The sequence below is a fragment of the Citricoccus parietis genome (assembly GCF_042433045.1).
Lineage (GTDB): Bacteria > Actinomycetota > Actinomycetes > Actinomycetales > Micrococcaceae > Citricoccus > Citricoccus parietis.
Genome location: NZ_JBHLWH010000046.1, coordinates 33,935 through 46,709 on the forward strand (window position 1 = coordinate 33,935; position 12,775 = coordinate 46,709).

The window sequence follows — 12,775 nt, forward strand, 5'->3', positions numbered from 1 at the left end:
GACTACGCGGTTTCTCTACCGGACGTAGAACTCGCTATCTCGGGCAGGCCACCGCGGGCCACATCACGGACCGAGTCCCGGGCCGCCTCGACCAGCAGGGCATGGGCTTCGGCGTCTGTACCGGCCCCCAGCGTGGCCCGCTGTGCCAGCGTCCACTGCCGGTAGCGCTCGGCCTCGGCGGAGGCGCGCTCGGCGTCCCAGCCGAGCAGGGGTGCCATCAGGTGGGCGACCGTTCCGGCGGCGGCAGCGCCGGCGTCGTCCGCCTCGAACACCGCGCGGATCCGCCGGGCCAAGACGTCCTGGACCGAGCGCGCACCCTCATGTGTGACGGCGTGCACGGCCTCAGCGGCAAGGTGTCCGGGCAACCCGGGCAACTCCTCGGCCAGCTCCGGGGAGGCCACGGCCAACCGGATGACCTCCGGGGCGCCGGAGCCGTAGCGGTGCAGCAGGGATTCGACGACGGCGGCCGGCAGCCCCGAGTCCACGGCGAGCAGCAGGCGACGGTTCCAGGCCGGAGTCCAGCCCTGGGCGCCGAGCAACGGCAGATCGGCGGTGCAGGAGGCGGGCACTCCCTCCCCCGAGCCGGTCACGTCCTGGCCGGTCAGCGGTCCGGTGTCCTGGGCACCGGCTGCCCGGACGGCGGCGTCCACGGCGTCAGCGGCCATAGTCCGGTAGGTGGTGAGCTTGCCACCAGTGACCACGGTCAGCCCCGGCAGCGGGGTCGCCACCACGTGCTCGCGGGAGACCTTGGCCGTGCCCGCGGCCGCAGCGGTGTCCCCCAGCGGCTCGTCCTCACCCGGCGGAGTGACCAGCGGCCGCAACCCGGCGAACACCCCGACCACGTCCGACCGGTCCAGCGGTTCGGAGAGCACCGCGTTGGCGCGCTCGAGCACGTAGTCGATGTCCTCGCTCGTGGCGGCGGGTTGATCAACATCTTCGCGCCAGGGCGTATCCGTGGTGCCGATGATCCAGTGCCGGTCCCAGGGGATGACGAACAGCACCGACTTCTCGGTGCGCAGGATCAGCCCGGAGGTCGAGGTGAACCGGTCACGCGGGACCACGAGGTGGATGCCCTTGGCAGCGGTGACCCTCGGCATGCCCTGCACCACCGGCTCCTCACGGCCGTCCGGATGGCGGACCGGGATGGACCCGGTCCAGACTCCGGTGGCGTTGATGACGCGGCGGGCATGGACGGCGATCCGCTCGCCGGTCTCCCGGTCGAGCACCTCCGCGCCGACGATCCCGCCGGCCTCAGACCCCAGGTACGCGGTGACCTCGAGGCGGGAGGCACAGTGGGCCCCGTGGACGGCGGCCGTGCGGACGAGCTCGATCACCAGGCGGGCATCGTCCACCTGGGCATCGTAGTAGCGGATCGCCCCGATGTACGCCTCGGGCTTCAGCCCCGGCGCCAGGCGGGAGACGGCGGCTCGGCCGAGGTGCTTGTGCACAGGCAGGTGCCCGGTGCGCCCGGCGGCCATGCCGTCATAGAGCGCGACGCCGGCCCCCACGTAGGGCCGTTCCCACGGCTTGGACAGGGGGTACAGGAACGGCACGGGCCGCACCAGGTGCGGCGCGATGTCCTCCACGAGCCGGCCCCGTTCCCGCAGCGCCTCGTGGACGAGCGGGAAGTCCAGCATCTCGAGGTAGCGCAGCCCGCCATGGACGAGCTTGGAGGACCGGGAGGAGGTGCCCCAGGCGAAGTCGGTGGCCTCGACCAGGGCTGTAGACAACCCCCGCGTGGTCGCGTCCAGGGCAGTCCCGGCGCCGACGACTCCCCCGCCGACGACCAGCACATCGAGTGGACGCTCCGGCGTGGTGGCCCGCAGCGTCGCGAGCGTGTCTGCCCGGTGTGCGGGTCCGATCCGCGCGTCGCCGCCGGTGGTGGTGGTCATCTCGCTCAGGCCGTCTCCGGTTCCGTCAGGTCCCGCTCAACGGTCCCCGGTCGGGGCCACGAGGACCTCGACCTTCTGGAACTCCTTGATGTCCGAGTAGCCCGAGGTGGCCATGGCCCGCTTGAGGGCACCCATCAGGTTGGAGGTGCCGTTGGTGTGGTGGCTGGGGCCCCACAGCACGTCGTTCAAGCTGCCGACGGTGCCGACGTGGGTGCGGTCCCCGCGGGGCATGTCCTCATGGGCGGCCTCCCCGCCCCAGTGCCAGCCACGGCCCGGGGCCTCCTGGGCGCGGGCCAGCGCGGCGCCGAGCATCACGGCGTCGGCACCCATGGCGAGGGCCTTGACGATGTCCCCGGAGTTGCCCACGCCGCCGTCGGCGATCACGTGGACGTAACGTCCGCCGGACTCGTCCATGTAGTCCCGGCGGGCCTCGGCGATGTCCGAGATGGCCGTGGCCATCGGCACCCGGATGCCCAGGGCGCGGCGTGTGGTGGAGGACGCCCCGCCGCCGAAGCCGACGAGCACGCCGGCCGCACCGGTACGCATCAGGTGCAGCGCCGGGGTGTAGCCGGCTGCTCCGCCGACGATCACGGGGACGTCCAGCTCGTAGATGAACTTCTTCAGGTCCAACGGCTCGCGGTTCTGGGACACGTGCTCGGCGGATACCGTGGTCCCGCGGATGACGAACATGTCCACACCGGCGGCCAGCACGGTCTCGTAGTACTCCTGCGTGTGCTGCGGGGTCAGGGACCCGGCCACCACCACGCCGGCCTCACGGATCTGGGCCAGGCGTTCGGTGATCAGCTCGGCCTGGATCGGCTGCGAGTAGATCTCCTGTAGGCGCCGCGTGTTCGCCGGCGAATAGTTGCTGGGCTCGAAGGAGGCGATCTCCTCGAGCACGGAGGACGGATCCTCGTAGCGGGTCCACAGGCCCTCGAGGTTGAGCACACCCATGCCGCCAAGCTTGCCCAGGGCAATGGCGGTGTCCGGGCTCATGACCGAGTCCATCGGGGCGCCGATCACCGGCATGTCGAACTTGAAGGCATCGATCTGCCAGTTGATGGACACGTCCTCGGGGTCCCGGGTCCGACGCACAGGCACCACCGCGATGTCATCCAGGGCGTAGGCCCGACGTCCCCGCTTGCCGCGGCCAATCTCGATCTCGTTGCTCACGCTTTCCAGCCTAGTGCAGGCACTGGACGGGTTAGTCCAGCGCGCGAGCGCCGGGCCCCTGTGCGCGCGCCCAGACCGCAGGTGGATCGGCCAACGGCCCCTGTGCCACGCGGAAACTCTGGAGCATGTAGTCCGCGAAGCGGCGCCACGCCCCTGGGGCGGAGCGGTGCGTTCCGCGCACCAGCCCGGCGTTGGCGTGCTGCAGCACGAGCAGGTCGCTGTGGTCGAAGTCGGATCGGATCGCTCCGGCGTCCCGCGCCCGGCCGACAAGGCGGAGGGAGGCCCGGAAGGCACGCCGGACCTCGGCCTGGAAAAGCTCGCTCCCGTCGTCCGCGGACAGGACCACGTCGCTGAACGCCAGGTCGGTGGCCTGCTGCTCCAGGATGAACAGCACCCAGTCGCGGAACGCCTCCCAGGGGTGGTCGATGGCCTGCTCAGCGGCCTCCTCCGTCCGGTCGGCGTAGCGGCGCATCTTCTCCTCGAGCACGACCGCGACGAGCTCCTCCACGGAGGCGAAGCGGCGATAGATCGTCCCCACGCCAACCCCGGCGGCGGCCGCGATGCGCTCCAGCGTCACCGCGGTGCCCTCGTCTGCGAAGACTGATCCGGCGGCACAGATGATGGCCTGCCGATTGCGTTCGGCATCTGCCCGGAGGGGCTTAGCGGCGTCAGTCATGGCTCCATTCTAGTCATATGGAATAAATCCTCCGCTTCATGGTTAGATGTATGTGGAGCGAGTGCTCCACATACATTCCACGCAGATATCTCACGGACGAAGGCAGGACTCATGAAGGTTTTCGCGCTGCACGACGACGGCCAGGCACCCTCGGTGACCGAGGCCCCGCTCCCTGAGCCCCAGGAGGGGGAGGTCCGGGTGCGGGTCCGGGCGGCCGCTCTGAACGGTTTCGACCTGTCGGTGGCGTCCGGCCGGCTGAAGGACATGATGGAGCACCGGTTCCCGGTGGTGCTGGGCAAGGACTTCGCCGGCACCGTGGACGCCGTCGGATCCGGAGTGACCGGATTCCAGGTCGGGGACCGCGTCTTCGGCGTGGTCACCAAGGACTACCTGGGCGACGGCTCCTTCGGTGAGTACGTCACGGTCCCGGTCGCCGTCGGCATAGCCCAGCTCCCCGAGCAGGTGGACTTCACCGAGGGTGCCGCCCTGGGATTGGCCGGGACCGCGGCCGTTGACGCGTTCGATGCGGTCAACGTCACCGGCGGGACCACCGTGTTGGTCTCCGGGGCGACCGGGGGCGTGGGCCAGCAGGCCCTGCAGCTAGCCGCGCGCGCCGGCGCCGAGGTGATCGCCACCGCTTCCTCCGCCGAGGAGATCGAGCTGGTGAAGCGGCTCGGTGCCGCGCAGACGGTCGACTACCGGGGCGACGTCGTCACCCAGGTGCTTCAGACTCACCCGGACGGGGTGGACGTGGTGCTGAACTTCGCCGGCGACCCGGCCGCACTGGTCCCGGCGGTCAAGCAGGGCGGCAAGCTGGCCTCCACGCTGATCATGAGCGCGGACGCCGTGCCGGCCGAAGGCATCGAGGTGCTGCCGGTCTACGCGAACCCGGCCCCGGCCACCCTGACCCGACTGGCGCGGAACCAAGCCGAGATGCACACCGCCGTCACGGTGCAGCAGGTCTACCCCCTGGCCGATGTCCCACAGGCCATCGAGGACTTCGGCTCCGGCACCCTCGGCAAGCTCGTCATCACCCTCGACTGACACCATCGCCACCGTCCGCTGACACCGTCTCCCCACCTCCCCACCCAGCCTGCCGCGGGCCGTCCCCCCGGCCCGCGGCAGGCCCACCACGAAGGACCATCGCCATGGAACTCGGCGTCTTCTCGCTCTCCGACATCTACCCCGACAGCCCCGATACGGCGGCTTCTCGCATCGACGACATCATCAGCTACGGGGTCCTGGCTGAACGACACGGCTTGGACGTCTATGGCGTCGGTGAACACCACACCCGGGCCTTCGCCGTCTCCTCCCCGGCGGTCATCCACGCCGCCATTGCCCGGGCCACCAGCCGGATCACACTGACCACGACCTCAACGATCCTGACGGTCCTGGACCCGGTGCGTCTCTACCAGGACTTCGCGACCCTGGACCTGATCAGCCACGGCCGGGCTGAGATCGGCGCCGGCCGCAGTGCCTTCACTGAGCCGTTCGCCCTCTTCGGAGAGAACATGGCCGAGTACGACGAGCTCTTCGCCGAGAAACTCGACCTGCTGCTACGACTCCGCGACGAGGACACCGTCACGTGGAACGGCACGTACCGCCCGGCGCTCGACAGCGCCGAGGTGAACCCGCGGCACACCGGCGACCTCCCCATCTGGGTCGCCGTCGGCGGCACCCCGGCCTCCGCCGCCCGAGCCGGCCGCCTCGGGCTGCCCATGGTGCTCGGATTGATCGGGGGCACCATCGACCACGCCAAGCGGCTGATCGACCTCTACCGCTCCGCCGGCCGCGACGTCGGCCATCCCGACGAGAAGCTCAAAGTGGGCATCACCAGCCACTTCTACATCGGGGAAACCCAGGATCAGGCCCTCGAGGACTTCTACCCCTACTACCACCGCTACCTCTCACCGGAGACGAACGGCGGCCGCGGCTTCTACGTCGACCGCGCCCAGATGGAGCAACTCGCAGCGCGCCGCGGCGCCCTGATGGTCGGCGGCCCCCGGGAGATCGCCGAGAAGATCCTCGATCTGCGCAGCGAACTCGGCGTGGATCGGTTCCTCGGCCAGGTCGACCTCGGCGGCATGCCCCCGCAGATGGTCCGCGACTCCATCCAACGCTTCGGCGACACCGTCGCCCCCGCCATTCACCACGTCACCTCCCGCTCACCCGAAGGACACCCATCAGCATGAACGTCACCGTCTGCGGCGCCACCGGCGCCATCGGCTCCCTCACCGTCAACGAACTCCTCGCCCACGGGCACACTGTCACCGCCTACGCGCGCAACCCCGCCAAGGTCCCCGCATCCTGGGGTGAGAAGGTGCGCGTGGTCATCGGCGAGATGTCCGACGCGGCCGCCATCGACCAAGCCGTGGCCGGGGCCGAAGCCGTCGTCAGCGCCCTGGGGCCCAGCATGGACCGCAAGGCCACCGGCCTGCCCCTGGTGGAGGGCACCGGCCACATCCTGGCGGCCATGGGCCGCCACGGCGTCACCCGGTACATCGGCCAGGCCACCCCCGCGGTACTCGACCCACAGGAAAAGCCCACCCTGATCACCCGCTTCACCACCTTCATGCCCCGCACCTTCATGCCGCGCGCCTATGACGAGATCCGCGGTATGACCGGCCCCGTCATGGACTCCGACCTGGACTGGACCATCGTCCGTTTCCTCGCCCCCAAGAACACCCCCAAGCAGGAGCGCGTCCGGACCGGCTTCTTCGGCACCGACAAGATCGGCTTCGCCGTCTCCCGCGCCGACATCGCGGCCTTCACCGCCGCCCAGGTCGACGACGACACCTACCTCCGCCGCGCCCCCGCCATCAGCAACTGACTCCACCCAACGAAAGAGGACATCACCATGACCATTGCCATCATCGGCGCGACCGGCAAGTTCGGCGGCCACACCATCGACGCACTCCTGGAACGCGGAGTCGAGGCCTCCGACATCCTGGCCCTCGGACGCGACGGCGACCGCCTCCGCGCGCTTGCGGACCGAAGCCTGCGCACCGCGGCCATCGACCTCACCGATGAAGCAGCCACCACTGCCACCCTCCAGGGTGTCGACAAGCTGCTGCTGATCTCGGTCGGCACCCCCGGGGAGGCGCTGGCCCCACGCACCACCGCGATCAACGCCGCCGCCGCGGCCGGCGTGAAGCACCTGGTCTACACCTCCGCGCTCAACGCCCCGGAGACCACGTTCGCCCTCGCCGCCGAGCACAAGGCCACCGAGGACGTCATCACCGCCTCCGGGATCCCGGCGACGTTCCTGCGCAACGGCTGGTGGAACGAGAACCTGCAGCAGGACTTCGAAGCGGCCCGGGACCGCGGTGTGATCGCCAACAGCATCGGGGACGGCCGCCTGGCCACCGCCACCCGCCGGGACATGGCCGAGGCCGCCGCCGTCGTGCTGACCACCCCCGGCCACGAAGGGGCCGCCTACGAACTCTCCGGTGATACCGCGTGGTCCTACGCCGAGTTCGCCGAGACCGCCCAGCAGATCCTCGGCACGCCCGTCCGGTATGAGGCGCTCACCCCGGAACAGGAGCAGGAGATGCTGATCGGCGCCGGTCTCGACGAGGGCACCGTCGGCTTCATCGGCGCCATGAACGCGGGCATGCGTGACAACACGCAGGCCTTCCAGACCGGCGACCTGTCCCGCCTGCTCGGCCGCCCCACCACCCCGCTGGCGGACACCCTCTCCAGCTGGCGCTGAGCACGCCGGCCCCCGGCGTTGACGACCGAGGGGCGTCAGCGCGACCGGTAGTTCGGCGCCTCCACCGTCATCATGATGTCGTGCGGGTGCGATTCCTTCAGCCCGGCCGGGGTGATGCGCACGAAGCGGCCGTTCTGCTTGAGGTCTCCGATGGTGGAGGCACCCGTGTAGAACATGGTCTGGCGCAGGCCGCCGACGAGCTGGTGCACCACAGCGGAGAGGGGGCCGCGGTAGGGCACCTGGCCCTCGATGCCCTCGGGGATCAGCTTGTCCTCGCTGGGCACATCGGCCTGGAAGTAGCGGTCCTTGGAGAAGGAGCGCTTGCCGTTGCGGGTCTGCATGGCGCCCAGGGAGCCCATGCCGCGGTAGGCCTTGAACTGCTTGCCGTTGTAGAACACCAGGTCGCCCGGGGATTCGGCGGTGCCGGCCAGCAGAGAGCCGAGCATCACGGAGTCGGCGCCGGCGACCAGCGCCTTGCCGATGTCGCCGGAATGCTGCAGACCGCCGTCGGCGATCAAGGGGACACCGGCGGGGATGGTGGCCTTGGCCGCCTCGTAGATGGCGGTGATCTGCGGGACCCCGACGCCGGCCACCACGCGGGTGGTGCAGATCGAGCCCGGGCCCACGCCCACCTTGACGGCGTCCGCGCCGGCGTCGACGATCGCCTTGGCTCCGGCGTAGGTGGCGGCCTGGCCGCCGATGACGTCCACGTGCGCGGAGGCCGGGTCCTTCTTGAGGCGCGCGATCATGTCCAGTACGCCCTGCGTGTGGCCGTTGGCGGTGTCCACCACGAGCACGTCCGCACCGGCCTCCACGAGCGCCATGGCCCGCTCGTAGCCGTCACCGAAGAAGCCCACGGCGCCGCCGACGCGCAGCCGGCCCTCCTCGTCCTTGGTGGCCTCCGGGTACTGCTCGGCCTTGTCGAAGTCCTTGACCGTGATCAGGCCCTGGAGCTTGTTGTTGCCGTCCACCAGCGGGAGCTTCTCGATCCGGTGCTCAGAGAGCAGGCGGACGGTGTCCTCACGGGAGATGCCGACGCGTGCGGTGATGAGCGGCATCTTGGTCATGGCGGAGGCCACGGTGCGGTGCTCGAACTCGGCGTCAGGGATGAAGCGGATGTCCCGGTTGGTGATGATGCCCAGCAGCGTGTTGTCCGTATCCACCACGGGCAGGCCGGAGACGCGGTAGCGGGCGCAGAGGTCGTCCAGCTCGGCCAGGGTGGCCTCCGGACCCACGGTGAGGGGGTCGGAGATCATGCCGGACTCGGAGCGCTTGACCCGGTCCACGTGGGCGGCTTGGTCCTCGATGGACAGGTTGCGGTGGATGATGCCCATCCCGCCCTGCCGGGCCAGGGAGATGGCCAGCGGCGCCTCCGTGACGGTGTCCATGGCAGCCGAGATGATGGGGGTCGTCAGGGTGATGCGCTTGGTCAGGCGGGTGGAGGTGTCCGCCTCGGCCGGAATGACATCGGTCATGTTCGGGAGCAGGAGGACGTCGTCATAGGTCAGGCCGACGAATCCGAAGGGATCGGCGGCGGTGGCCACCGGGTCTACCGAGGGACCGGGAATCTGTGCACTCACGGGCGAGGGGCCTTTCAGTCAGCGGGGTTGCGACCAGTCTAGGCCCGCCACGGGCGGAGGGGTCGCTGGGGGTAGTGGCGATGAAACACCGCCCGGGGCCCGGTCTATTCCTCGCGTGGCATGGGCCACACCCTCCCCTCTGCACTTTCAGTCGACTTGGGGTGGCTCGTGAGGTCAAAAACCCACACGAACTCGACTGAAAGCGGAGGGGTGGGGCGGGGCGGGCTGAGGTGGGGTAAGTCAGGCCAGGGCTGGCGGCAGGCCTTCGCTCTTCGGGGTCCAGTAGTCGGCCTCGGCCCAGACGATGTAGCGGTCGGTGATCCCGAAGATGGGATCGCACGTGGTCAGCGTGAGGTAACGGCCCTGAGTGGCGCCCTCGAACGGCGGGATGGGATCCAGCACCTCGGACTGATGAGGCTTGACGATGTCCTTGGCGACCACCTTGTAGACGAGCCAGTGGTCCGCGGACTCGACCACGATCTCGTCGCCCTGCTCCAGGTGGTGGACCTCGCGCAGGGGCTTGCCGTGGGTGGTCCGGTGGCCGGCGAGTCCGGCGTTGCCCATGGCGCCGATCGGCTGGGTGGCGTCATAGTGGCCCACCTGGCCGGCGTCCAGCACGTCCGCGCCGTCGCCGGAGCCGATCGGGACCTCGAAGTCCTCCCCCCAGCTGGGCACGTGCAGCATACCCAGGGTGCCCTCGCCCTCGACCACCGGGAAGTCGTCCCGGTACTCCGCGCCGATGCCGTCATCCACCGGGACCTGCTCGGCGCGCCACTGCGTGGCGACCTCGGTCCGGTCCGACTCGGCGATGACGTCCGTGATGAACAGCTCGTAGACGCCGTACAGGCCCACCAGGATGCCGAGGGTGATGAACAGCTTGCCCAGCAGAGAGAGGACCCCCCTCCGCGGCTTCGTGCGCCGTTTCGCTCGCCGGGATTCACGACGCGCGGACCGACCGTCACGCTCGGTGCCGGGCCGGCGTCGTGGGCCGTGTCCGTCCCGCGGACCCTCACCCGAGGGCGGCCGGTCAAGGGTGCTGGTCATGCCACGAGAGTACCCTCGGCGAGCGACGACGACATCCGGGCGAACCCCAGACCGCACCAGGACCACACCGCCGAGTCACGGGTCACAGTGACGTCATCTGACGCAACACCGGTACCCGGTTGTGGTAAAGGGGCGCTACTCTACATCGGTGACTTCCTCCACCACCGCCCCCTCCCCCACCCGTGTCCGGCGCCTGCCCGGCTGGATGACCAACTTCGGCGTGCAGATCCTCGCCGCCCTGGTCCTCGGCCTGGTCCTGGGCCTCACGGCCCGTTCCACCGGGCACACGGCGGACACCCCGAACGGCCTCGGCACCACCCTGGAGGTGCTCGGCTCCAGCTACATCTCCCTGCTGCGCGCCGCCGTCGTGCCGCTGGTGTTCTTCGCCGTGGTCGCCTCGATCGCCAACCTGGCCAAGGTGACCAACGCTGCCCGGCTGGCCGCCAAGACGCTGCTCTGGTTCGCCATCACCTCGCTGATCGCCGTGGTCATCGGCATCATCCTCGGGGCCGTCATGCAGCCGGGCGTCGGCACCGGGCAGTCCGCGCCGCCGGAGTACGAGGGCAAGACCGGCAGCTGGTGGGCCTTCCTTCAGGGACTGATCCCGTCCAACTTCCTGGGGCTCTCCGCCAGCACCACCGCCGGCGAGGACGGCTCGCTCTCGACCTCCGTCAGCTTCAACGTGCTGCAGGTGCTGGTCATCTCGATCGCCGTGGGCGTGGCCGCCCTCAAGCTCGGCGAGAAGGCCAAGCCGTTCCTGGACTTCTCCGCCTCGATGCTGGAGGTCATCCAGAAGGTGCTGTGGTGGATCATCCGCATCGCCCCGATCGGCACCGTCGGCCTGATCGGCAATGCCGTGGCCTCCTACGGCTGGGACACCATGGGCACGCTGGCCAAGTTCGTGGCCGCCATCTACGTGGGCCTGGCAATCGTGCTGCTCGTCGTCTACCCGCTGCTCGCCAAGTTCCACGGCCTGTCCATCCGCCAGTACTTCACCGGTATGTGGCCGGCCTTCCAGATGGGCTTCGTCTCCCGCTCCTCCATCGGCACCCTGCCGGTGACCCAGCGCGTGGCCGAGCGGAACTTCGGAGTCCCCCGCGGCTACGCCTCCTTCGCCGTCCCCCTCGGCGCCACCACCAAGATGGACGGCTGCGCCGCGATCTACCCGGCCATCGCCGCGATGTTCGTGGCCCAGTTCTTCGGCATCGACCTGGCCTGGAGCGACTACCTGCTGATCATCCTCGTCTCCGTCCTGGGTTCCGCGGCCACCGCAGGAACCACCGGCGGCGTCGTGATGCTCACGCTCACCCTCTCCACGCTGGGACTGCCGCTGGCCGGCGTCGGGCTCCTGCTCGCCGTGGACCCGATCGTGGACATGGGCCGCACCGGCGTCAACGTGGTGGGTCAGGCGCTCGTGCCCGCGCTGGTGTCCAAGCAGGAGGGCATCCTGGATGAGGACAAGTACAACGCCTCCCGCACCGGCGGCAACCTGCTCGCCGATGACGAGGCCCCGCTCGAGACCAATGACGACGGCGGCGCCGGCACCGGTGCGGAGCGCGAGAGCGAGTCGTCCCGCGCCTGAGCGTGCCCCGAAGTCACCTGTCGGCCAGACGTCTGCGGCCGTTAGTGTGGAACCCATGAGTCCGCAGAGAACCACGTCTGACCAGAGCTGATGCCGCCGAGCAGGCCCCGGGGCGGCGGTACACTCCGACGGGCTGTCGCCCGATGGCAGACCTGGTGGGTCCGGCTCTTCATCGTGATGGTGCTGGTGATGTCCGTGGCGCCGGTCCCCCGCCTGTGGGCCCTGGTGTGCATGGTGGTTCCCCTGCTGCTGTTCTGTGTGCGTCCACCGGCGCAACGGCCGAAGCCTGTCACCCTGCAGGTTCCCGTGCGCGGCTGGTGGGTCGCCTGCAACAGCCCAGGTTCGAAAGTCCCCAGCCACGGGGTGCGTGCCCACGGCCAGATGTATGCCGTGGACCTCGTCCAGGAGGCCTCGGAGGAGAACACGGACAAATCCCCATCGCCGGGCTGGTCCCTCCGTGGGCGGGCACCGAAGGACTATCCGAGCTACGGGGCGCCGGTCTTCGCCATGGCCCCCGGGACAGTGGTCCACGTGACTGATCACCTGCAGGACCACCGGGCCCGCGACTCCTGGCCCACCGTGATCTGGATGCTGACCCTGGAGGGTTTCCTCCGCGTCCTCGGCGGGGCCCGGAGCATCCTGGGCAACCGGGTGATCGTCCAGCACGACGACGGTACCTGCGCGGCGTACGCGCATCTGCGGCAGGGCTCTGCAGTGGTCCGCGCCGGCAACCGTGTGGACACCGGGCAACAGCTCGGGCGGGTCGGCAACACCGGGAACACCTCCGAGCCGCACCTCCACGTCCAGCTCATGGACCGGCCCCGCCCGGAGGCCGCTGCAGGCCTTCCGATGCACTGGGCGGGAGTGGAGATCGACGACCAGCGGCTCAGTCATCGCTGGGCCACCGGATACGCGAAGCCCAGCGCAGTGCCGGACTTCCCGGCCAATGGTCAGATCTTCGAGGCCACCGCCCCGCAGGGGGCCGCGGCCATCGACGCCACCTGACGCCCGTGCCGGCTCCGGCCGCGAGATGGCCGGACAACGCAGAGGGGCCCCGTCATCAGGCGGTTTCCAGGGGTCCTCGCAACACCTGATGGTTAAGTGACTGTTAGTAGA

11 protein-coding genes are annotated in these 12,775 nt (G+C 69.8%); 6 read left to right on the top strand and 5 right to left on the bottom strand.

Annotation, left to right across the window (positions count from 1 at the left end; translation table 11 throughout):
• Positions 1-2: 2 nt before the first annotated feature.
• From ACFFIO_RS16150 to ACFFIO_RS16160, 3 genes are read right to left on the bottom strand one after another with little or no spacing between them, the layout of a single operon-like run.
• On the bottom strand, positions 3-1,892 hold the full coding sequence (locus tag ACFFIO_RS16150; protein WP_378043427.1) for a glycerol-3-phosphate dehydrogenase/oxidase: 1,890 nt from the start codon (positions 1,890-1,892) through the stop codon (positions 3-5).
• Positions 1,893-1,928: 36 nt separating this feature from the next.
• Positions 1,929-3,065: a GuaB3 family IMP dehydrogenase-related protein gene (locus tag ACFFIO_RS16155; RefSeq protein WP_188805758.1), complete on the bottom strand. Its 1,137-nt coding sequence runs from the start codon at positions 3,063-3,065 to the stop codon at positions 1,929-1,931.
• 31 nt (positions 3,066-3,096) lie between these two features.
• Complete coding sequence (locus ACFFIO_RS16160; protein ID WP_378043428.1) at positions 3,097-3,741, bottom strand: TetR/AcrR family transcriptional regulator; 645 nt, start codon at positions 3,739-3,741, stop codon at positions 3,097-3,099.
• A gap of 111 nt (positions 3,742-3,852) precedes the next feature.
• Between ACFFIO_RS16160 and ACFFIO_RS16165 the strand changes: the two genes are divergently transcribed.
• The 4 genes from ACFFIO_RS16165 (at position 3,853) to ACFFIO_RS16180 (ending at position 7,453) form a co-directional block, all read left to right on the top strand.
• Complete coding sequence (locus tag ACFFIO_RS16165; RefSeq protein WP_378043430.1) at positions 3,853-4,785, top strand: NADP-dependent oxidoreductase; 933 nt, start codon at positions 3,853-3,855, stop codon at positions 4,783-4,785.
• 104 nt (positions 4,786-4,889) lie between these two features.
• Positions 4,890-5,933 carry an LLM class flavin-dependent oxidoreductase gene (locus ACFFIO_RS16170; protein WP_378043432.1) on the top strand — a complete coding sequence of 348 codons (1,044 nt, stop codon included), beginning with the start codon at positions 4,890-4,892 and terminating at the stop codon, positions 5,931-5,933.
• The gene (locus tag ACFFIO_RS16175) at positions 5,930-6,571 is read left to right on the top strand and encodes an NAD(P)-dependent oxidoreductase (protein ID WP_378043433.1); all 642 of its coding nucleotides are present in this window, start codon (positions 5,930-5,932) and stop codon (positions 6,569-6,571) included. The genes ACFFIO_RS16170 and ACFFIO_RS16175 overlap by 4 nt, the downstream gene beginning before the upstream one ends.
• Positions 6,572-6,598: 27 nt before the next feature.
• Positions 6,599-7,453: an NmrA family NAD(P)-binding protein gene (locus ACFFIO_RS16180; protein ID WP_378043435.1), complete on the top strand. Its 855-nt coding sequence runs from the start codon at positions 6,599-6,601 to the stop codon at positions 7,451-7,453.
• A 35-nt stretch (positions 7,454-7,488) separates the two neighbouring features.
• Here ACFFIO_RS16180 and guaB read toward each other — a convergent pair whose 3' ends face one another.
• Both guaB and ACFFIO_RS16190 read right to left on the bottom strand, forming a co-directional pair.
• On the bottom strand, positions 7,489-9,033 hold the full coding sequence (gene guaB, locus ACFFIO_RS16185; RefSeq protein ID WP_378043437.1) for an IMP dehydrogenase: 1,545 nt from the start codon (positions 9,031-9,033) through the stop codon (positions 7,489-7,491).
• Positions 9,034-9,273: 240 nt separating this feature from the next.
• Positions 9,274-10,077, bottom strand: a complete 804-nt coding sequence (locus tag ACFFIO_RS16190) for a class E sortase (protein ID WP_378043438.1) — start codon at positions 10,075-10,077, stop codon at positions 9,274-9,276.
• A 205-nt stretch (positions 10,078-10,282) separates the two neighbouring features.
• On the opposite strand from ACFFIO_RS16190, the gene ACFFIO_RS16195 reads away from it, so the two are divergent.
• Entirely contained in the window at positions 10,283-11,659 is a 1,377-nt protein-coding gene (locus tag ACFFIO_RS16195; protein WP_378043448.1) for a dicarboxylate/amino acid:cation symporter, read from the top strand.
• A gap of 189 nt (positions 11,660-11,848) precedes the next feature.
• A complete protein-coding gene (locus tag ACFFIO_RS16200; RefSeq protein ID WP_378043440.1) occupies positions 11,849-12,664 on the top strand; it encodes a M23 family metallopeptidase in 816 nt (271 codons plus the stop codon).
• The last annotated feature ends 111 nt before the right edge of the window (positions 12,665-12,775 follow it).